Source organism: Flavobacterium aerium (assembly GCF_030766725.1).
Taxonomy (GTDB): Bacteria; Bacteroidota; Bacteroidia; order Flavobacteriales; family Flavobacteriaceae; genus Flavobacterium; species Flavobacterium aerium.
On record NZ_JARQWR010000013.1, the window covers coordinates 23,364 to 44,929 of the forward strand.

Here is a 21,566-nt window from a genome sequence, read left to right on the forward strand (position 1 = left end):
GGTGCAAATATACGACTGTGAGATAGGCGTTGTCAAGTGTTTTACAGTATTTCTTTTATAATAGTTCTAAAATCACACTGTTGCGTATTTAAAACTATACGTCAAGTATACCCTAGCTTGGACTCACATCAAATCCCAGTGTTTTCATATCTTCCCAAAAATCTGGGTATGATTTTGAAACGACATCTGATTCTTCAATAATAAGTGGCACTTTTAAAGCTAATGGAGCAAACGCCATTGCCATTCTGTGATCTTTGTATGTTGGAATACTTACATTTGAATGAATAATATTAGACGGTTCCATTGTTAAACTATCATTCGTAACTGTAATAACAGCTCCTAATTTTGTCAATTCTGTGTATAACGCTTCTAGTCGGTCTGTTTCTTTGATTTTTAAAGTATGCAATCCCGTAAGATGGCATCCTATTCCTAATCCAAAGCAGGTTACCGCAATTGTTTGTGCTATATCGGGTGTATTATTCAATTCAAAATTCACGGATTGTCCTGTTCCAGCCACTTTAGTCAACGTAATTTGATTGCTGTTGAATGTGGTAGCCACTCCTAATTCTTTATATAATTCGACCAAAGCACTATCGCCTTGTAGACTGTTTTGTTTATAGCTGGACAATGTGATCATTCCCGTATTTGACAATGCTACAATACTGTAAAAATAGGAAGCTGAACTCCAATCGGACTCTACTACCATATTTCTATTTTCTACTGTTTTCTTAGGAAAAACAGTAATTTTATTTCCTTCAAAAATCGTTTTTATACCTAGTTCTTCCAATAAGGTAAGTGTCATTTTAATATAAGGAACTGATGTTATTTCTCCCTCTAAAGTTAACTCTAATCCATTTTCTAGTTTTGGTGCTATTAATAATAATGCGGATATATACTGACTACTCACAGATGCTGATAACACAACTTTGTTTTTGACAATAGTTCTGCCTTGAATTCTAATTGGTGGGAAACCATCATTTTCTAGGTAATCAACAACAACATCTAGCTGACGAAGTGCTTCTACTAGAATTTTAATTGGACGTTCTTTCATACGAGCAGATCCCGTCAGTGTTACTACTCTACCTTCCTTCAGTGCAAAATAGGCTGTTAGAAATCGCATTGCAGTTCCTGCATGGTGAACATCAATTGTATTCTCCTCGCTATTCAATGCTTTTTGCATTACATCACTGTCGTCTGAATTTGAAATATTCTCAATTTTAATTGTGGGATATAATGCTTGTAACAGTAATAACCGATTCGTTTCACTTTTTGAACCTGTTACTGCAATTGAAGAATGTATTTCCTGTTTCTGAGAATTGATAAGTATATTCACTTTAATTGTATTTTAAAAAGTCTGTTTAGCACAGAACAAATTAGCGTTTACTTTCTTTTAATAAGAACGTAAACGCTTTAAATATTATTTTAGTTTGTCATTGTTATGATGGCGATCGTGGTCTCTCTTCGATTTCAAATCCATTTTTTTATCAAATGCTTCCTGAAGATTAATACCAGTTTGATTTGCCAAACACATAACCACAAAGACTACATCGGCTAATTCTTCTCCTAAATCTTTGTTTTTGTCGCTTTCTTTTTCACTTTGTTCTCCATAGCGACGGGCTATAATTCGGGCTACTTCCCCTACTTCTTCGGTAAGCTGAGCCATATTTGTCAATTCATTAAAATAACGAACTCCATGTTCTTTAATCCAATTATCAACGTCTTGTTGTGCGTTTTGTATGTTCATGTTTATCCTTTTTTAAGAACAATTCTTTCAGTTTGTTTTTCAATAATTTTTTGATAATAATCTTTCAATGCAATATAATCGTCTGCTCTAATAACTACATCATTGGTATCATGATTGACTACTAAATTAATCTGATTATTTGCATTACTGATATTAAATTTAAATGTTGCCATTTTATCGCCCAATTGTATTGATATAGGTGCAGGAATTGACTCCACAACATATCCTTCTGGTATCTGAACACCAATCGTATATCTATTTTGAGTTGGATAAACGAAATCTACTGGGTATTCTCTCTTATCTTGTTTAAATGGATTTGAACTAGTCATTGTAAACAATAATGGTGAGAAATAGATTTTATCTCCAATCAGTTCACAAAATTTATTGTCCTTAAAAAGATAGCTTTCTCCAATTGGTTTACTCAAATCTAATTCATTATCTACTGCATAGTTATCGATTTCAATTCCATTGTTATCCTTTTCTAATTTTTCTAAATAGTTATCTTTATTTACTCCAACATATCTAGCTCTGAATAAAAAAGCATTGTAATCTGTATGGAACGTTCTTACTTGTCCACTAATCTCTCCTTTATCTGAAATCGTATAATTCATGGTTGTCATTTCCTTTGAATTATTTTTAGGCATTAAATCAACTTCAATAGATGCACCATCTGTTTTTATTAATCTTCCACTCCAGTTAAGATCTCTAATTGGCAAAATGTTTGGCGCCCCATATTTATTAGTTGCATCTAATAGCATATAAGTGTTATTAATCTCAACTCCTGCTATTACATAGTTATAGGCTGTTCTACTTGGAAACAAAGCAATTCCATTATCTCTTGTACTCAAAATTACTGGATTAGCCACAAGACCGGCATAACGTAACATTGCAGTAAGCATTAAATTAATCTCTGCACTATTTCCAACCTTATTTGTGTAGGCTTTTTTAACGCCATCATTACACGCATATCCGCTAAAATCATTCCAGTTCATTCTCTTTTTGACATAATCATAAATTGCAGTAATTTTTTCTTCTTTGGTACTCAAACTGGCAATCAATGCATCTATATCTTTTTCAAAATAACCTGTTTTCTTTAATTCTGAACCAAAATCATCATTGTCATAAATAGTTTTTGCTACTTCTTCCCAAGTTGTAGAATATTTCTTAAAACTAGCATTTGGGAATCGTGTTAAGGATAATTCATGTTGAATACTTGCTGTATAATTAGCTATATTGTTCACATATGATTCTTCTTTTAGCGCAGGAACATCTTTTAACACATAGGTTGTATTCACTTCATTAAACTCTAGCGTTCGTGTTACTGCTTCGGTCAGTGGCCCTCCATAACCAACACCTTTATCTTCTAAAGCTTCTCTGCTCGTGAAACTTTGTTTTTTCGTTTTATTTTCTGTCTTAATTACTGGAGTAATAAAACCTTTGGTACGGATATTATATACATAATACTCAGGTACTACTGTTTTATATTCTGAATAATCTACTGGAATATTATACTGAAACTTCCATTCTGGGAAAGAAGAAAAATAAGGGGATCGTATTGAATATTGATATTCAATTATAGATCCTTCTTTCACATTAGGCATTGTTATTTTTTTCTGAGACCAGTATTTATTAATCGAGTTATTAAATTCTCCATCACTTTTTAATTTCGTTTTTTCTATTTTTCCATTCACTAGATTGTAAGTATACGCCTTAGAATAATCTACAGTTTCTTTTGGATTATTATAGACATAATACTTAATTGCATCATTCGCCCATTCATATCCTTCTTTTTTATAGATCTTGATTTTCATCTGCACATCCGTCACCATAACAAAACCATTTTGTGGACTATATTCAAAATAAGTATTTCCTTTATTATATAGTATTGCAGCTGGCGCATCTTTTTCTCTAGGGTGTTCTTTTTCTAAAAGCTCTTCAGCCGTCACTTTTCCAAGTTCCTGTTTTTGGGCTAATAGATTATTGAATATAAAGCAACAAGTAATTATAAATATCAACGTAATTTTCTTCATGCGTAATTATTAAATTTTGGTTAGTATAATTTTTGAGTTGTCGTAACGTGCTATTTGTTCTCTAAATAGTCTGTAATCATTATATTCACTACTTGCATAATAGCCTTCTTTCAGCAATAGTTCTCTTTTATATGTTATTTCTCCATCCGCATTTTTTATAAATTCTAATTTATAATCCCCATATTTGGTTGCTACTGTAACATTATCTGGCAACATCTCTAATTTAAAATCTTTGGGTAAACTTATTGTTACCTCATCAACATCATAAAAACCTCTTTGTATTTCAAAAGGGTTATATCTTTTACGATAACGTTGTGGAACTCCTAAATTAAAATTAAATGCATTGACAATAAAAATCAATTTATCTCCAGTTTTCTCGGCATAACTTACTGCTGACAATTTAATTTTTTCATTAAAATGAACCTCCTCTTTATTGTTTACTAATTTTAGATCATCAATTTTAAGGTTGTTGATATTATTAAAATATTTTTTATAATATTTAATTCTATCTTCATTGGACATTCTTTCTTTTAGATATCGGTCATCATATTGAGATCCATTTGTTTCAATAGAGACTTGCCCATTAATATCTCCCTTTTCATTAATGGAATACGTTGCTTTCGTTACCTGTTTATTGGTTTTTTCGATTAATGGTTTTGTTGTAACTACTTCACTATTATTTGGTTTTATAACCAACACATCTCTATTGTCGGTAAATGTTCCTTGAAATCCAAAAGGAATAACTTGACTAGTACATTCCAACCATATGATATCATTTTCAATCGGTAATGCTAAAATTGCATGATTACCTTGCAATGACACAAAATCTGACTGAATATTCCTTTTATTCTGTTCGCCTGCAAATACAAGAGTATAGTAAGAAGGAACTCCGACTACATTTAATAAAGCACGAGTATAGTTTGTTAATGCTTTACAATCGCCATATCCTAAACGGTCTACATCTTTTGCTAGCATTGGCTTCCACCCTCCAATACCTAATTGAATACTAACATATCTTGTTTTTTCCTGTACATATTGATATATTATCTTCGCAATAGCTTTAGGGTCTTTTTCCGTGCCAACAAGGTTTTTAATTTTACTCTGTGTATCAGCACTCAATTCATCTGTCCCTACTATTAGATTCTTATAATACCATTCTCCAAATTCATTCCAATTATTTGCTTCTCCATTTACACCTTCTAGATGAAATTTACTCACAGCAATCATTAAACGTGGTGCTATTTTTGAAAAATCAGGACTCCAATCTTCCATTTTTACCGCAGGAATATTTTCAATCTCGTAACTTAATTTCCCTATATTTTCTTCTTTTTTAACTTCATATCCTACCAGATTAATTTCTTTTTTTCGAAAACCTAAATCTGATGTATAACTGACATTAAATATGGATTTTTGCACACTTACTAAATACCCACTTAATGGGTACCAATTGGGTAAAAAAGCGGTATTTGGCGTTTCAATTTCACTTTCGTATTCAATTGTAAAGGGATAACCAATTGGGGTATAATCTAAGTAAATAGACCTATCATCCGAAACACTGGCACCTCCACCAGCAAGGCTCACGTCTTTAAAATCTTTCTTTTTAATCTTTTTTATTTCAGTCCCTTGAGCATTATAAATGGTTGCTTCAATCTTCTTAATTCTATAGTTCGGACCATATCGTTCATAAGCACCAATACTACTTATCCCTTTTTCATTTAGAACTGTAATTATTCTACTATTCTTAATGTTAAGATTTCTTTGAGAGGAAATAATGACATCAGTCTGATCCAATCGAACGACTGCGTTAGCATTTTCTTTAAGTTCTTGAGAAATTAAAAGGGAAGATAATTCTTGTTTTTGCGCATTTGTAATTGCAAATGAAAAAAGAAAAAGAAATGAAAAAATTCTTAAAGACATGTTAAATTATTTCTTCAAAAGTAGAGCATTTTCTTAAACTAACAACTATTATTCTTTGTTTTTGGTGTCGATAATTATAGTAACTGGCCCATCATTTAGGAGTCTCACTTTCATATCTGCGCCGAATTCACCAGTCTGAACGGGTTTACCCAATTCATTTTCAAAGGCTTTTATAAAGTCTTGGTATAAAGGAATAGCAACATCAGGTTTTGCTGCTTTTATATAGGAAGGACGGTTGCCTTTTTTAGTACTTGCATGAAGTGTAAACTGGCTTACAATAATGACGTCTCCTTGTACATCTTGTACGGATAAATTCATTACTTGTTGGTCGTCTCCAAAAACTCGCAGCTTCACAATTTTTGAAACTAACCAATCAATATCTTCTTTAGAATCGGCATCTTCAATTCCAAGTAAAATTAGTAATCCACTTTTAATCTCACTCGTAACTATACCTTCTATCGTAACTGATGCTTCACTTACTCTTTGAATAACTGATTTCATTCCAATAATTATATGTAGTTGTTATTTTTAATCTTCTTTCGCGCGTTCTTCTCCATAAATATCGGTGCGATAATGTTCATCATCGCCTTCTAAAATTTGGATATAACTTCTATAACGTGACCATGCAATTTCATCTTTTTCTAATGCATCTTTCACCGCACAATGTGGTTCTTCTTTATGCAGGCAGTTATTGAATTTGCATTTATCTTGTAGCTTGAAAAATTCTGGGAAATAGCCACTGATTTCATGCTTTTCCATATCGACTATCCCGAATCCCTTGATTCCAGGTGTATCAATAATTCGAGCATCAAATGACAAATCATACATTTCGGCAAATGTAGTGGTATGTTGTCCTTGTTTATGTTGTTCTGAAATAATTGCTGTTTTCAAATGTAAGGTTGGTTCCATTGCATTGACTAAAGTAGATTTCCCTACTCCTGAATGTCCCGAAAACATACTTACTTTCCCAATCATCATTTCTTTTAGCTTCTCTATTCCAGTTCCTTCTGTAGAGGATACACGTAAACATTTATATCCAATTTGAGAATAGGTATATTGTAGGTATAATTGTTCATCACTTGTTGCCTCATCGTAAGTATCAATTTTATTAAAAATCAATACTGCTTCAATTCCATAAGCTTCCGCAGTAACTAAAAAACGGTCAATAAAACTGGTCATTGTTGGCGGATTATTAATCGTCACCAATAAAAAAACCTGATCAATATTGGAAGCTATAATATGGAGTTGCTTTGATAAGTTTACTGATTTTCTTACGATATAATTCTTTCTATCATGAATCTTATTAATGACTCCTGTAGTAGTATCCGAAGTTTCTTCTAAATCGTAATCAACTATATCTCCAACAGCAATTGGATTGGTACTTTTAATCCCTTTCATACGAAATTTCCCTTTCATACGACATTCCATAAAATCTCCTTGTTCTGATTTTACGGTGTACCAACTGCCTGTTGATTTATATACTGTTCCTGTCATACCGCAAAGATAATCAGTTTTCTTGATTTTCATGTTTTAAAATGACTATGAGGTCTTTAAAAACCTCATAGCATCTTATCCTAGTGTATCATTTAAGCTTATCAAATGATTACTTTCTAACTATTAATAATTTTTTCCTGGTGATTAATTGATTCCTGGTGAATTGCTTTGAACATTTTCAAGATAAACTCTTCACTCAATCCTTTTTCTTCTCCTTCAAGAACCATTTTCCCAAGGATTTCATTCCATCGTTTATTTTGTAAAACCGCTACGTTTTTCTCTTTTTTCAAGGCTCCAATTTCTTCGGCTACTTTCATACGTTTTTGAAGAATCTCTAATATTTTTGTATCCGCTTCATCAATTTTCACTCTTAATGCAGCCATTCTATGGTTGTAATCGTCTTCTGTATTTGTTTCTTTTCTGATTCTTAAGTCATTGAAGATTTGTTTCAATACTGTAGGCGTTACTTGTTGTGCTGCATCACTCCATGCATTATCTGGATCAATGTGTGTTTCGATAATTAATCCATCATAATTTAAATCTAAAGCTTGTTGGGAAACATCCTGAATCATATCTCTCTTCCCTGTAATATGAGACGGATCACATAATAATGGTAAATCTGGGAATCGATGTTGCAATTCAATTGGTAACTGCCATTCTGGAATATTTCTGTATTTAGTTTTTTCGTAAGTTGAAAATCCTCTGTGAATAACACCTAGCTTTTTAATTCCTGCGTTATGCAAACGTTCTACAGCTCCAATCCATAAGGCTAGATCTGGATTTACTGGATTTTTCACCAACACTATTTTATCGGTTCCTTGTAATGCATCGGCTATTTCTTGCACTGCAAATGGGTTTACTGTTGTTCTCGCTCCAATCCACAACACATCAATATCGTGTTCTAAAGCTAACTTCACGTGATTTGCATTGGCTACTTCCGTTCCCATTAAAAGTCCTGTTTCTGCTTTTGCTTTTTGCAACCATTTCAATCCAATTGCTCCTACTCCTTCAAATCCTCCTGGCCGTGTTCTTGGTTTCCAAATTCCTGCTCTAAATACACTAACGTCTGAACCTTTTAATTCATGTGCAATTTTCAATACTTGCTCTTCTGTTTCCGCACTACATGGTCCAGCAATTACTAAGGGATGTGATAAATTAAAATCCTCTAACCATGTTCTCATTTGTTTACTATTTTCCATAACCCTTTTTATTTTTTGATGCTTATTCCGTTTAATATTTCTTTTATTCTATTGACATCTTCCATTTCCTGAAAGAGCTTTTGATAATCGTTTTTTACTAATAGTTCTTTAAAGTGATTCAAATTGTGAATGTATTCTTCTAATGTTTCCACTACTTGATCTTTATTCTGTTGAAAAATAGGTGTCCACATCGCTGGGGAACTCTTCGCTAATCGAACTGTGCTCTCAAATCCACTACCGGCCATGTCGAAAATATCTTTTTCATTTTTTTCTTTTTCAATAACTGTTTTCCCTAACATGAAGGAACTAATATGAGATAGATGCGATACATAGGCAATATGTTTATCATGTGATTTTGGATCCATATATCGAATCCGCATACCCAAAGTTGTAAACAGCTCTAATGCTTTCTCCTGTAACTTAAAAGCTGTTTTTTCTACTTCACAAATAATATTTGTCTTCCCGTTGTATAATCCTCTAAATGCAGCCGATGGCCCTGAGAATTCTGTTCCTGCAATAGGATGTGTTGCTATAAAATTTCTTCTTTTTGGATGGTTCGCTACCGCTTCACAAATTGGATTTTTTGTTGATCCTACATCAATCACTATTGCTTGGTCTGAAACTTCATTTAAAATTTCAGGCAATAATTCAATTGCTGTATTAACTGGTACAGATACAATAACCCAATCTGCTTTTATTAAATCTTGAAATATTGCTGTTTCATCGATAATTCCAAACTCTTTTGCTTGTCGCAAATGTTCTTCATTATGATCAATCCCAAAAACAACCGCATCTTTATGTAATGATTTAATATCTAATGCTAATGAACCTCCTATTAGTCCTACGCCTACTATAAAAATATTCACTTTTTCTATTCGTTTGTCGTTTAAATCAAAAACTTATCTAAACGTTGTTATTTTATTTAAAAGCGATCAATCGCTTCCTGAATTTTTTCTTCCTTAATACATAATGAAAATCGAATATACCCTTCTCCATTACTTCCAAATATTGTTCCTGGTGCTAGGAAAATATGCTTTTCATATAATACCTGATCTACAAATTCTTCTGCTGAAGTTATACCTTCTGGTAATTTTGCCCAAACAAAAAGACCTACCGTGTTCTTGTCATAAGTACATTTTAATTTATCTGCTAGATTGTAAATCAAATCTCTACGTTTAGCATATACTTTATTCAATTGTGTAAACCATTCTGGTTTGCTTTTCAATGCTGCAATGGCTCCTTTTTGAATTCCATAGAACATTCCGCTATCCATATTACTTTTTACTTTCAAAATGGCATCTAATAATGTGCTATTTCCTAACACCATTCCTACACGCCAACCGGCCATATTGAATGTTTTGCTTAATGAATTCAGTTCTAAAGCAACTTCATTTGCTCCTTCTACTTGTAGTAAGCTTAATGGCTCTTCGTTCAATACAAAACTATAGGGATTATCATTAATCACTATAATCTGGTGTTTTTTTGCGAAGGCAATCAATTTTTCAAATAACTTCAAACTTCCTCGTGCTCCCGTAGGCATGTGTGGATAACAAACCCACATTAATTTCACTTTTGATAAATCTTCTTTCTCCAAAGTTTCAAAATCGGGTTCCCAACTTTGCTCTTCTGTTAAGTCATAGTATACTGGAACTGCTCCTACCAAATTGGTTACCGACGTATAGGTTGGATAGCCTGGATTTGGAATTAAAACCTGATCTCCCTCATTTAAAAAGGCTAGCGAAATATGCATGATTCCTTCTTTGGATCCCATTAAGGGCAATATTTCGGTGGCAGGATTGACTTCTACATTAAATTGATTTTTATAAAAATCTGCAATACTTTCTCTTAATTCTGGCAGGCCTTGATAACTTTGATATTGGTGTGCATTCTCATCATACATTGCATTTTGTATTGCCTCAATCACTGCTTTTTCTGGCTGTAAATCGGGACTTCCAATACCCATATTAATTATCGGTTTACCTTCTGAAACCAACTGACGTACTTCTCTTAATTTTTTTGAGAAGTAGTACTCTTCAACAACTTGTAATCGTTTTGCCATTGTGATCATATTCTTGCATTTTTATATTCTCCTAAAATCTTTAAATCTTCTGCCATAATCCCTAGTAGTGATTTAGCCTTTTCATAGTCTGCATATTTTTCAAAGGTTACATCGATGAAAAAAGCATATTTCCAAGGGGTTTCTATTTTGGGTAACGATTGTATTTTTGTCAAATTCAACTGGCAATCGCTCATTACATTCAATACTGTTGCTAAGCTTCCTCTTTTATGGTCTAATTCAAACTTGATGGAGGCTTTATTAATTTCTTCTTTGGGAATGACCGAATTCTGTGTCTTTACAATTACAAATCGCGTCATGTTATTTTTTATCGTTTGTATATCGGGTGCTATAATTTTCAATCCATATAGATGAGCGGCTGTTTTACTAGCAATAGCTCCAATCCCTTTCAATTGATTTGCTTGAATTCTTCTTGCTGTTTCGGCAGTATCTACATCTTCCACCATTTTGATGTGTGGGAACTGAGCAAAGAAATCGGCACATTGTAACAAAGCCATTGGATGAGAATGTACCTCTTTAATTTCATTGATTTCTTGTCCATCCAAAGCCATAAAATTTTGACTTATGTCTAAATAATGTTCTCCAATGATGTGCAAATTGTTTCGGTCTATTAATGCATAATTGGGGATAATTGAACCCGCTATTGAGTTTTCCAATGCCATAATTCCTAAATCAGACTCTTCTGCTAAAATATTTTTTACCAATGCGCTAAAGGACATACATTCTTCCACTAGAATATTTTTCTCAAAATATTCTATCGCTACTTGATGGTGGAATGAACCTTTTATACCCTGTATTGCAATTTTCGTTTTCATATTTTATGCTGTTTCTTTTTAAAATTCTGATTTAATCTATTGTTTTTGTTATTTCATTTTTGAGCAAAAAAAAATCCCGACGCGGGTCGGGATTATATATATTGGTTTAATTTATATTTTTATAGATCAAATAACAATACGACAATCCCTCTCTCCGTTCCAGAAGAAATAAAAAGAATTGCTGTAATAAAAACTGTTATTTAACATTGGTATGTTTTTTTCCTATTTGTTGTGGGACAAAACTAGAAAATAATTCTATCGCTTCGACAAGAGATTCGGATTTTTTTTCAAATTTTTAACTTTTTATAGTTTTCCAAACCTTGAATAACATAGGCTTAGCTCCTATTAACAGTGATAAAATAAAAGAAAATACAACTTTCATATTTATTTCAATTTCATCGTTCGAATTGATTCTTTTTCTCCTTACTTTTGCTCAAAATCAGTTATTATGTCAATCGAAGTTAATTCAATTTCTAAAAGTTATGGTGCTCAAAAGGCATTAGACAATATTTCTTTTTCTATTAAAAAAGGAGAAATCGTAGGATTTTTAGGTCCAAATGGTGCTGGAAAATCTACGTTAATGAAGATTTTGACAACGTATATTAATGCTGATGAGGGTACGGCTTCCATCAATGGAAATGATGTTATTGCTCAACAAAAAGCGGTTCAAAAGGCTGTAGGTTATTTACCAGAACACAATCCATTGTATTTAGATTTATATGTTAAAGAGTACTTGACTTTCAATGCTGATGTCTATAATGTTCCTAAATCGCGCATTCAGGAAGTAATCGAATTAACGGGTTTAACACCTGAATCACACAAAAAAATAAGTCAATTATCAAAGGGTTATCGTCAACGTGTAGGATTAGCCAATGCTTTATTACACAATCCTGATGTATTGATTCTTGATGAACCTACTACTGGCTTAGATCCAAACCAATTGGTTGAAATTAGACAATTGATTAAGAATGTGGGGGCTGACAAAACGGTTTTTCTATCTACGCATATTATGCAAGAAGTTGAAGCAATTTGTGATCGTGTAATCATCATTGACCAAGGGAAAATTGTAACGGATAAAAAACTAAATTCTTTGATGACTGAGAAAGAACAAGTCATTGAGGTGGAATTTGATTTCCGCGTTGAAGAACAATTAATCGCTCGTATTCCAAACATTACTGCCTATAAAAACACGCATGATTGTATCTGGAATCTAACATTTACAACGGATATTGATATGCGTCCAGCAATTTTTGATTTTGCTACTGAAAATGGATTGAAGACATTACAACTGAATCAGAAAAACAAAAATCTAGAGGCTATATTTAGAGAAATGACTTCTAAGAAATAAGTTTTTTCTACTGATTTAGCACCAAATATCCTTTGTAATGCTCTACAATGTCTATAATGGGTGGGTTATTTTTTAAAATCACATTTCCTGTACTGTAAATATTCCCTTTGATTCGTTGTTGCGGATTAACAATAATATCGTTCGAACTTCTTTGAAAGAATTCTACATTTTGTGCTATTAAATTACTTCCATCAAAACGCGCATCACCTGCATATAAATTCACACTAAGATAATTCGTGTTACCTTTGATTTTAAAGAAGTTTACAAAGTTACTTTCTACATATAAATTTTCACAGTTTACTTCTAAATCTATAATGCCTGATGTTTCATCCTTATATACTCCAGACTGTAAAGTCAACATGGGGAAATTCAATATTCCATCGGATTTTACTGTAAACTGGGAGGCCGAATAGATGGTCGTTAAATTAGGAACGGTAACATAGACTTTCGTCAAATTATAATCACGAACCCAATTGCAGGTTGCATTATTTTTCAATTTCAGCACTCCTTCTTCTACTTTAATTTCAATATCGTTGCTCAGGTTACTGCCTGTGGTCAATTTTACTGTGGTCACCTCAGCTTGTTTGATAATTAATTCAATTCCTTCGTATACATTAATCTTATCGAAATTGGCTGTTGTTATGTCTTCAGTAATTGTATTTCCCGCTGATTTGAAACAATCACTTCCGCTCTCGGAGTTACAAGAAACAACTAGAATACAACTTATAATCAATAGTATTTTTTTCATCATAGCTTTTGTTTTAAAATCGAATTCCTATTCCTAGTTCTAAGGCTTCTGCTTTTGCTCCATGGGCTTTTAATGATAAAGCTCCATAGAAGTTATCGTTTATATAGTATTTCATTCCGACACGTTCGTATATTCTACCCAAATAATCAAATGGAGAATAAACATAATATCCAAGTTGGGTTTCTACTGATATCTTATTAATAAACAATTCATGTCCAACAAATATTCCTATTTTTCTATAATCTGTATTGGCATCTATATTTTCATCAGGATAAGCTACTGATTTGAATTTGATATATTCTTGTAATGATTTTGTCCAAAAAACATCGGCTCCCAATTGTATTGCACTTTTCCGATTGATTCTTTTATCGGCATAGGCAGACAATACATAGAAAGGAAATTGTCCACTATTAATAATATCGTTTTCACTAATTCCTGTCCTAAAGACTACATTATATCGGATGGGTTCTGTAAATTGTATGGAATCGTTAAAGGGTTTATAAACTGGTATTTCTTCATGATCTAATGTATAATTTACTCCTACATTGAACGCTAAAGTATTGGTACTGGTATTGGGTGCTTTTATATTTGCGTTTGAGTGATGGAATAATGAGAGTCCTGCTTGAACGCCAAAACCTTTCCAGAGATTTTGCTTGTTGTAATTCAACATAAAATAGGTGGATGGCATGATTGCAGTACCATATACAATATTTCTAAAATTAGTTTCTTTATCGTAAGGATTGGTATTATAGGCAATTCCTTGTCCTACTCTAAGCACTAAATTGCGGTTGAGGAAATAAAAATTATAATGGGCATAGAGTCCAAATAACTCTCCTAGTGTTTGATTTCTCAAATCCTGATAATGGAATGAGAGTCCAATATCAGGATAATTATAGGCTGCTTCCCATGTTTTATTACCGAATGTCTTTTTATTTACGCTTAGTAAAAAGCCTTGTGGATGTGCAGTAACCAAATGTTTCATGGTCTTATTATGTGTCAATACATTTCCATAGAAATAATTGGCATCAAAGGTATACTGCTCATTTACTTTTTCCTGTGCATAGGTTGAAACGACAATAAATAATACTACATAGTAAAGTTTCTTCATTCGAAATTTTTGAATCTTTACAAATATATAGGAATTTTAAAATATCTGGCTTGCAATCGATTTAATGTTATCTGATTTACCCATTGAGTAATAATGCAATACAGGAATTCCTGCCTTGATAAGATCTTTACTTTGCGCAATACACCATTCAATTCCTATTTGTCGTACTGCATCATTGTCTTTTGCATTTACAACGGCCATAATTAAATCATCTGGCAAATCTACTTTGAATCGGTGTGGGATTAAATTGAGTTGTTTTTTTGTTGAAATGGGTTTTAATCCTGGAATAATGGGTACTGTTATTCCTTCTTTTCTGCATTTGGCTACAAAATCGAAGAACTTTTTATTATCATAAAACATTTGTGTGATAATATAATCGGCTCCATTTTTTATTTTTTGTTTTAAAAAATGGATGTCACTGTCCAAACTTGGCGCTTCCATGTGTTTTTCTGGATAGCCCGCTACACCAATGCAGAAGCTTGTCGCTGTTGAATTTTGCAAATCATCATCCAGATACACTCCTTTGTTCAGGTTAGATATTTGAGAAACTAATTCACTTGCAAATTGATTTCCTTCTCGTTCTGGTTTAAAATAGATTTCGCTTTTCACCGCATCTCCTCGTAAGGCTACAACATTCTGAATGCCTAAAAAATCTAAATCAATCAGAAAATTTTCAGTGTCTTCTTTACTGAATCCTCCACACAAAATATGTGGAATCGCATCGACTTCGTATTTATTTTGAATTGCCGAACATATCCCAACTGTTCCTGGGCGTTTCTTGACAATTTTCTTTTCTAACAGTCCACTTGGAAGTTCTTTATATTCATATTCTTCTCTATGGTAAGTAACATTAATAAAGGGCGGATTAAAATCCATTAAGGGATCAATACTATCAAAAATTGATTGAATGTTTTGTCCTTTTAAAGGGGGTAATATCTCGAAAGAAAACAGCGGTTTTCCTGCTGCTTTTTCTATATGTTGTGTAACTTTCATTTGCTTGTTTGTTGTCTTTGATATTCGTTTGTATTCTAATCGGCAATATTAGGATTCAACCATTTTTCGGCTACTTCAAAGGGTATATTTCTTCTTTTCGCATAATCGATCACCTGATCTTCTTTAATTTTCCCTAAACCGAAATATTTACTTTCTGGATTGGCAAAATAATAACCTGATACAGAGGAAGCTGGCCACATTGCTAAGCTTTCGGTTAGTGTTACTCCAATAGCTTTGTCTACCTGTAATAGTTTCCAAATGGTATTTTTCTCCAAATGGTCTGGACAGGCTGGATAACCGGGTGCAGGACGAATTCCTTTGTAGCTTTCGGCAATTAAAGCTTCATTGTTCAATGTCTCTTCGGATGCATATCCCCAGATTTCTTTTCTTACTTTTTTATGTAAATATTCCGCAAATGCTTCGGCAAATCGATCTCCTAACGCTTTAATCATAATCGAATTATAATCATCGTGATTGGCTTCAAATTCGGCTGCTTTTTGATCTACTCCAAAGCCTGTGGTCACACAAAAGGCTCCCATATAATCTACTTTTCCTGAATCTTTTGGTGCAATGAAATCGGATAAAGCAATATTTGGTGCTCCTTTCGTTTTTTGGGATTGTTGTCTTAACGTTAGAAATGTCTGCAAATGATTCCCTTCTTCATCGGAGATTGCAATATCATCATCATTGATTTGATTGGCTGGAAAAATCCCATAAATTCCTTTGGCTTCTAACCAATTTTCGGCGAGTAATGAGGATAACATTTTCTGAGCATCTTTAAATAATAAAACTGCTTGTTCTCCAACTACTTCATCGGTTAGAATAGCAGGATATTTCCCGTGTAAATCCCATGTTCTGAAAAAAGGAGTCCAGTCAATAAAATCAACCAATTTTTCCAATCCCACAGTAATTGTTTTTACTCCAACGAAATTTGGTTTCACAGGCGTAAACTCATTCCAATTTAATTGTAATTTATTTTTTCTAGCTTCTTCAATATTCAAGAAGTTTTTATCGCGAGAGCGATTCAAATAGCCTTCTCGTAGTTCATTGTATTCAGAACGTAGATTTTTAAAGTATTCTTGGTTTGTATTTGTATTAATCAAGTTACCTACTACTGTTACTGCTCTGGAAGCATCGTTTACATGTACAACTGTTTCTCTATATTCTGGTGCAATTTTCACCGCAGTATGTGCACGTGATGTCGTTGCTCCACCAATCATTATTGGAATTTTAATATTCAGCTTATCCATTTGTTTTACCAGATAGACCATTTCATCTAGTGATGGTGTAATTAAACCACTTAATCCAATAATGTCGACTTTTTCTTTGATAGCAGTTTCAATAATTTTTTCTGGAGGAACCATTACACCCATATCCACAATTTCATAATTATTACACCCTAATACGACTGCAACAATATTTTTCCCAATATCGTGCACATCTCCTTTTACGGTTGCCATCAATACTTTACCTGCCGATTGTGCTCCTCCTCCTTTTTGTGCTTCTATAAAAGGAAGTAGATAGGCTACAGCTTTTTTCATTACTCGGGCCGATTTTACTACTTGTGGTAAAAACATTTTTCCGCTTCCAAACAAATCTCCTACGACATTCATTCCGCTCATCAAATCAATTTCGATTACTTCAATCGGGTTTTCAACTTGTAAACGGGCTTCTTCTACATCAATTTCAATAAACTCATCGAGTCCTTTCACTAAGGAATGCACTAATCGTTCTTGTACGGGTAGGGATCGCCATTCTTGGGCTTGTTTTTCAGTGATTTTACTTTCTCCTTTAAAGCTTTCAGCAAAATCTAATAATCGTTCTGTTGCATCATCGCGTCTGTCTAACAAGACATCCTCAACGTGTTCTAATAGGTCTTTGGGTATTTGATCGTATATTTCCAGCATTTCTGGATTTACGATTCCCATGGTCATCCCGTTTTGTACGGCATAATATAGAAACACAGAATGCATCGCTTCCCGTACTTTATCGTTGCCACGAAATGAAAATGAAACATTGCTCACACCTCCACTTACACTGGCATAGGGAAGGTTTTCTTTGATCCATTTTGTTGCTCTGAAAAAATCAATTGCATTCTGACGGTGTTCTTCCATCCCAGTTGCAACTGGAAAGATATTAGGATCAAAAATGATATCTTCTGCTGGGTATCCTACAGTATCGACCAAGATGTCATAGGATCTCTTACAGATTTCAATACGACGTTCATAATTATCGGCTTGTCCTACCTCATCAAAAGCCATTACAATAACGGCTGCTCCGTAGCGTTTGATTAATTTTGCCTGACGGATAAAATTCTCTTCTCCTTCTTTTAAACTAATTGAGTTAACAATACTTTTTCCTTGTGCTACTTTTAATCCTGCCTCAATGATTTCCCATTTAGAACTATCAATCATGATGGGTACGCGGGAAATATCGGGTTCGGAGGCAATTAAATTCAAAAAGGTCGTCATAGCATGAACGCCATCTAGCATTCCCTCATCCATATTAATATCGATGATTTGTGCTCCTCCTTCTACTTGATCTCTGGCGACTGCCAGCGCTTCGGAATATTTTTCTTCTTTTATTAAACGCAGGAATTTTCGTGAACCTGTTACATTAGTACGCTCTCCTACATTGACAAAAATGCTTTCTGGCGTAATAATCAAGGGTTCTAATCCTGATAATTTCAAATATTTATTACAGTCAATCTCTGCCATTATATCGTTTGTTCTATTTTTCTCGGTTGGTATTCTTTTGCTACTTCTGCAATTAATCGAATATGCTCCGGATTCGTTCCACAGCATCCTCCAATAATATTGATTAGATCGTCTTCTAAATATTCTCGGATTAAGGCTTGCATTTCTTCTGGTGTTTGATCGTATTGACCAAAGGCATTGGGTAATCCTGCATTAGGATGTGCCGAAACATTGAAAGAAGTATTGTGTGATAATCGTTGTAAATAAGGTTTCAACTGATCAGCACCTAGGGCACAATTGAATCCTATACTCAACAACGGAATATGAGAAATTGAGATTAGAAATGCTTCTACAGTTTGTCCCGACAAGGTTCTCCCTGAAGCATCGGTTATAGTACCACTCACCATGATAGGAATATCCAGATTTCGTTCATCTTTCACTTCTTCTATTGCGAATAGGACGGCTTTCGCATTTAATGTATCAAAAATGGTTTCTACCAAAAGAATATCGGCTCCTCCATCAATCAGCGCTTCTACTTGTTCTTTATAGGCAATACGTAAGTCATCGAATGTTACGGCACGGTATCCCGGATCATTTACATCGGGAGACATACTAGCTGTTCTATTTGTTGGTCCTATTGAACCTGCAACAAAACGGGGTTTATCTGGATTTTGAGCAGTGTATTCGTCGGCTACTTCACGAGCTATTCTAGCAGATTCATAGTTTAGTTCATAGACTAAATCTTCTAAGTGGTAATCGGCCATACCAATGGTTGTTCCCGAAAAAGTATTGGTTTCAACAATATCAGCTCCAGCAGCAAAATACTGACTGTGTACATCGCGAATGGCTTGTGGTTGTGTTAGACTCAATAGGTCATTGTTTCCCTTCAATGAATGTGGGAAATCTTTAAAGCGTTCTCCTCGGAAATCTTCTTCGGAAAAATTATAGCGTTGCAACATGGTCCCCATCGCTCCGTCGAGTATGAGAATTCTATCTTGTATTGCTTGGTGTATTTTAGACATAAAACGATAAACTTTAGTTTATATCGATATGTCATCAGGAAAGGAAAGGGAATACTAAAAAAAAGTATTCGTGTGTTATCTATCCAAAAAATTTGGTAGAATGTAGCACCTTCTTTAATAAATTAAAGGGTTGCTAAGGCTTCATTGGGTCTAATCCCTCTGCCTTTCGTGATAACGATCAATATGTGAATGAACATTGCAAAGCTACTACAATTTTAGGATATTAAACAAATTTCTTTTGTCTTTATTATTTCTGCTACTTTCAGTATATCAGTCAGTACGCCTCTAGCAGTTACTTCTTTTCCTGCACCAGCACCTTGAATTACTATTGGATTATCACCATAAGAATCTGTGAAAATTGCAATTAATGAATCGGCTCCTTTGAGTTGTCCCAAGGGTGAGCCAAGTGGTTCTGAAACTAATTTTACTTCTAGTTTTTGCTTCTCCACATCGAGTTCTCCAATATAGCGTAACACATGATCTGGTAGCTGGGTAATTTTTGCAGTATGAAAGGGTTCGTCTAATTGGGTTATATTTCGTTTATATTCCGATCGGGTTACGTTTTCCTCCAAAGAAGGGAGTAATAATGAGGTTACTTTTACATCTGAAAACTCAAAGGATTGTTCTATTTCTCGGGCTAAAATCAGTAGTTTTCGGGCTACATCATTTCCTGAAAGGTCTTCTCTGGAATCGGGTTCTGTATATCCTAATTTTTCTGCACGTTGTACAATTGTTGAAAAAGGTACTTCTTCTTTGGCAAAGGCATTAAAGATATAGCTTAATGATCCTGAAAAAACGCCTTGTATTTTAGTAATTCTTTCTCCAGAATAATGTAAATCTCTAATGGTTTGTACTACTGGTAATCCAGCTCCTACGTTGGTTTCATATAAAAAGGTTTTGTCAAATTTCTGAAGGTTCTCACGAATTTCATCATATAAGCTCAAGGGTAATGTATTGGCTATTTTATTGGCTGCTACAATATGAAATCCATTTTGGATTAACTTCAAATAGTCTTTTACCAACTCTCCACTGGCTGTAGCATCTACCGCAACAAGGTTTTCCAATTGGTTTATTTTGACATATTCTATGATATCTTCTATTCTGAATGGAATAGCCGATTGGGCAAAATTCGCTTCCCACGAGTTTCTAATTCCTTCTTTTTCAAAAAAAGCTAAGGTAGAATTGGTAATAATCGGGAATCTTAGTTCTATATTTTTCTTTTCTAAAAAGAAGTCCTGACTTTCAATCACTTGATTGATTAGTGTACTTCCTACATTTCCTATTCCGAATAGGATGATATTTACTTTATGCGTTGACATAGCTTGTTTGTTTTTGTTTGTTAAAGATTGATTGAATTCCTTTTGACAATTGTTCATATTCGATCAGAAAGGCATCGTGTCCATGAATGGAATCTATTTCATGGTAGTACACATTCATTTTATTGGCTTTTAAGGCTTGATAGGTTTCTCGATTTTCATCGGGTGTAAAAAATCCATCGGTGGCAATCCCGATAATATGGATGTTTGATTTTATTTCTTTGGTTACATCAAAAAAACTTCCTCTTCCTCTTGTTATATCAATGGTTTTCAAGAGGTGATTCATTAATTTATAAGAGGATAATTGAAACCGGTTTTTTAATTTTTCTCCATGATGGTGTAACCATGATTCTACTTCGAATTGTTTTGTTTCTATATTAATCTCTCGTTTAAACTTCAATCGAAAGGATTGTGGTGTACGGTATAAAAGCATTGCATGTAATCGGGCATCGTGAATGGGATTTTCCGAATTGTTCAAAATTTGATCTTGAACTAGCACATTGGAAATAATCCAATCTGATGCTTTCCAATCGGTCGCGATCACAATTAAATTTTCTATATAATTGGGTTCTAAAGCGGCCATTTCCCATGCAATTCCTCCTCCTAAACTTCCTCCTATTACTGTAAATAGCTTCTCTATTTTTAATTGTCTTGTTCCTTCCAAAAAAATTTGAGCGATGTCTCTTGCTGTAAAATCTTTATAGTTTTCAATTAAATTTTCTGGATTTCCATCGTATCCATTTCCGGGTACATTAAAGGCTATTACCGTAAATTCGTTTGTATCAATTGTTTTATTGGTTCCTATCAATTCATTCCACCATCCTTTTTCTCCTATTACTTGCGAATTTCCTGTTAGGGCGTGATTGACGACGACTACTGGAGCGCTTCCCAATATTTTTCCAAAGGATTGATAGTGTAATACTATTTCTGCATAGTTTTTACCCTGCTCTGTACAGAAATTCTGAATTGCTATTTTGTGTATTTTTCCCATTTTGATTTTAAATTAGACTGTCTTTAGTCGAAGTTCCAAAGACAGTCTTTAGTACAATAATCTAAACA

At 33.7% G+C, this 21,566-nt stretch carries 18 protein-coding genes and 1 riboswitch; of the genes, 1 reads left to right on the top strand and 17 read right to left on the bottom strand.

All coding sequences use genetic code 11. From position 1 onward, the window contains the following. Positions 1 to 112 precede the first annotated feature (112 nt). From P6733_RS16185 to P6733_RS16230, 10 genes are all read right to left on the bottom strand, one after another. Positions 113 to 1,333: a 3-phosphoshikimate 1-carboxyvinyltransferase gene (locus P6733_RS16185; protein ID WP_306353994.1), complete on the bottom strand. Its 1,221-nt coding sequence runs from the start codon at positions 1,331 to 1,333 to the stop codon at positions 113 to 115. An 84-nt stretch (positions 1,334 to 1,417) separates the two neighbouring features. Beyond that, a complete protein-coding gene (locus P6733_RS16190) occupies positions 1,418 to 1,744 on the bottom strand; it encodes a nucleotide pyrophosphohydrolase (RefSeq protein ID WP_306353995.1) in 327 nt (108 codons plus the stop codon). A 2-nt stretch (positions 1,745 to 1,746) separates the two neighbouring features. After that, positions 1,747 to 3,774: a DUF3857 and transglutaminase domain-containing protein gene (locus tag P6733_RS16195; RefSeq protein ID WP_306353996.1), complete on the bottom strand. Its 2,028-nt coding sequence runs from the start codon at positions 3,772 to 3,774 to the stop codon at positions 1,747 to 1,749. A 9-nt stretch (positions 3,775 to 3,783) separates the two neighbouring features. Further along, complete coding sequence (locus tag P6733_RS16200) at positions 3,784 to 5,691, bottom strand: DUF3857 domain-containing protein (protein WP_306353997.1); 1,908 nt, start codon at positions 5,689 to 5,691, stop codon at positions 3,784 to 3,786. Between the two features lie 48 nt (positions 5,692 to 5,739). Then, positions 5,740 to 6,192: a D-aminoacyl-tRNA deacylase gene (dtd, locus tag P6733_RS16205; RefSeq protein WP_306353998.1), complete on the bottom strand. Its 453-nt coding sequence runs from the start codon at positions 6,190 to 6,192 to the stop codon at positions 5,740 to 5,742. Between the two features lie 27 nt (positions 6,193 to 6,219). Continuing rightward, positions 6,220 to 7,185, bottom strand: coding sequence for a ribosome small subunit-dependent GTPase A (gene rsgA / locus P6733_RS16210; RefSeq protein ID WP_306354089.1), 966 nt, complete (start codon positions 7,183 to 7,185; stop codon positions 6,220 to 6,222). Positions 7,186 to 7,301: 116 nt separating this feature from the next. After that, positions 7,302 to 8,384, bottom strand: coding sequence for a bifunctional 3-deoxy-7-phosphoheptulonate synthase/chorismate mutase type II (locus P6733_RS16215; RefSeq protein WP_306353999.1), 1,083 nt, complete (start codon positions 8,382 to 8,384; stop codon positions 7,302 to 7,304). An 8-nt stretch (positions 8,385 to 8,392) separates the two neighbouring features. Beyond that, a complete protein-coding gene (locus P6733_RS16220; protein WP_306354000.1) occupies positions 8,393 to 9,250 on the bottom strand; it encodes a prephenate dehydrogenase in 858 nt (285 codons plus the stop codon). 56 nt (positions 9,251 to 9,306) lie between these two features. After that, positions 9,307 to 10,452 carry a pyridoxal phosphate-dependent aminotransferase gene (locus tag P6733_RS16225; RefSeq protein ID WP_306354001.1) on the bottom strand — a complete coding sequence of 382 codons (1,146 nt, stop codon included), beginning with the start codon at positions 10,450 to 10,452 and terminating at the stop codon, positions 9,307 to 9,309. Continuing rightward, positions 10,449 to 11,276 carry a prephenate dehydratase gene (locus P6733_RS16230; RefSeq protein ID WP_306354002.1) on the bottom strand — a complete coding sequence of 276 codons (828 nt, stop codon included), beginning with the start codon at positions 11,274 to 11,276 and terminating at the stop codon, positions 10,449 to 10,451. The genes P6733_RS16225 and P6733_RS16230 overlap by 4 nt, the downstream gene beginning before the upstream one ends. Before the next feature lie 448 nt (positions 11,277 to 11,724). Here P6733_RS16230 and gldA point away from each other — a divergent pair, with 448 nt between their 5' ends. Further along, complete coding sequence (gldA, locus tag P6733_RS16235; protein ID WP_306354003.1) at positions 11,725 to 12,624, top strand: gliding motility-associated ABC transporter ATP-binding subunit GldA; 900 nt, start codon at positions 11,725 to 11,727, stop codon at positions 12,622 to 12,624. Between the two features lie 7 nt (positions 12,625 to 12,631). On the opposite strand, the gene P6733_RS16240 is transcribed toward gldA, so the two are convergent. The 7 genes from P6733_RS16240 to P6733_RS16270 form a co-directional block, all read right to left on the bottom strand. After that, positions 12,632 to 13,375 carry a head GIN domain-containing protein gene (locus tag P6733_RS16240; RefSeq protein WP_306354004.1) on the bottom strand — a complete coding sequence of 248 codons (744 nt, stop codon included), beginning with the start codon at positions 13,373 to 13,375 and terminating at the stop codon, positions 12,632 to 12,634. 10 nt (positions 13,376 to 13,385) lie between these two features. After that, positions 13,386 to 14,480 (bottom strand): acyloxyacyl hydrolase, encoded by a 1,095-nt coding sequence (locus tag P6733_RS16245; RefSeq protein WP_306354005.1) that lies wholly within the window; start codon positions 14,478 to 14,480, stop codon positions 13,386 to 13,388. 36 nt (positions 14,481 to 14,516) lie between these two features. After that, complete coding sequence (gene metF, locus P6733_RS16250; RefSeq protein ID WP_306354006.1) at positions 14,517 to 15,473, bottom strand: methylenetetrahydrofolate reductase [NAD(P)H]; 957 nt, start codon at positions 15,471 to 15,473, stop codon at positions 14,517 to 14,519. 35 nt (positions 15,474 to 15,508) lie between these two features. Then, positions 15,509 to 18,190: a methionine synthase gene (metH, locus tag P6733_RS16255; protein ID WP_306354007.1), complete on the bottom strand. Its 2,682-nt coding sequence runs from the start codon at positions 18,188 to 18,190 to the stop codon at positions 15,509 to 15,511. After that, the gene (locus tag P6733_RS16260) at positions 18,190 to 19,191 is read right to left on the bottom strand and encodes a homocysteine S-methyltransferase family protein (RefSeq protein ID WP_306354008.1); all 1,002 of its coding nucleotides are present in this window, start codon (positions 19,189 to 19,191) and stop codon (positions 18,190 to 18,192) included. Before P6733_RS16260 ends, metH begins: the two co-directional genes overlap by 1 nt. A 72-nt stretch (positions 19,192 to 19,263) precedes the next feature. After that, a riboswitch (SAM riboswitch) is annotated at positions 19,264 to 19,369 on the bottom strand. 37 nt (positions 19,370 to 19,406) lie between these two features. Then, positions 19,407 to 20,510 (bottom strand): homoserine dehydrogenase family protein, encoded by a 1,104-nt coding sequence (locus P6733_RS16265; RefSeq protein WP_306354009.1) that lies wholly within the window; start codon positions 20,508 to 20,510, stop codon positions 19,407 to 19,409. After that, entirely contained in the window at positions 20,497 to 21,498 is a 1,002-nt protein-coding gene (locus P6733_RS16270) for an alpha/beta fold hydrolase (protein WP_306354010.1), read from the bottom strand. Before P6733_RS16270 ends, P6733_RS16265 begins: the two co-directional genes overlap by 14 nt. Between the last annotated feature and the right edge of the window lie 68 nt (positions 21,499 to 21,566).

Coding starts and splice junctions, on each gene's coding strand:
- P6733_RS16240 (WP_306354004.1), bottom strand. CDS start 13,375: ATGATGAAAAAAATACTATTGATTATAAGTTGTATTCTAGTTGTTTCT.
- P6733_RS16265 (WP_306354009.1), bottom strand. CDS start 20,510: ATGTCAACGCATAAAGTAAATATCATCCTATTCGGAATAGGAAATGTA.
- P6733_RS16190 (WP_306353995.1), bottom strand. CDS start 1,744: ATGAACATACAAAACGCACAACAAGACGTTGATAATTGGATTAAAGAA.
- metF (WP_306354006.1), bottom strand. CDS start 15,473: ATGAAAGTTACACAACATATAGAAAAAGCAGCAGGAAAACCGCTGTTT.
- P6733_RS16225 (WP_306354001.1), bottom strand. CDS start 10,452: ATGATCACAATGGCAAAACGATTACAAGTTGTTGAAGAGTACTACTTC.
- P6733_RS16230 (WP_306354002.1), bottom strand. CDS start 11,276: ATGAAAACGAAAATTGCAATACAGGGTATAAAAGGTTCATTCCACCAT.
- P6733_RS16200 (WP_306353997.1), bottom strand. CDS start 5,691: ATGTCTTTAAGAATTTTTTCATTTCTTTTTCTTTTTTCATTTGCAATT.
- metH (WP_306354007.1), bottom strand. CDS start 18,190: ATGGCAGAGATTGACTGTAATAAATATTTGAAATTATCAGGATTAGAA.
- rsgA (WP_306354089.1), bottom strand. CDS start 7,185: ATGACAGGAACAGTATATAAATCAACAGGCAGTTGGTACACCGTAAAA.
- P6733_RS16270 (WP_306354010.1), bottom strand. CDS start 21,498: ATGGGAAAAATACACAAAATAGCAATTCAGAATTTCTGTACAGAGCAG.
- P6733_RS16245 (WP_306354005.1), bottom strand. CDS start 14,480: ATGAAGAAACTTTACTATGTAGTATTATTTATTGTCGTTTCAACCTAT.
- P6733_RS16215 (WP_306353999.1), bottom strand. CDS start 8,384: ATGGAAAATAGTAAACAAATGAGAACATGGTTAGAGGATTTTAATTTA.
- gldA (WP_306354003.1), top strand. CDS start 11,725: ATGTCAATCGAAGTTAATTCAATTTCTAAAAGTTATGGTGCTCAAAAG.
- P6733_RS16260 (WP_306354008.1), bottom strand. CDS start 19,191: ATGTCTAAAATACACCAAGCAATACAAGATAGAATTCTCATACTCGAC.
- P6733_RS16195 (WP_306353996.1), bottom strand. CDS start 3,774: ATGAAGAAAATTACGTTGATATTTATAATTACTTGTTGCTTTATATTC.
- dtd (WP_306353998.1), bottom strand. CDS start 6,192: ATGAAATCAGTTATTCAAAGAGTAAGTGAAGCATCAGTTACGATAGAA.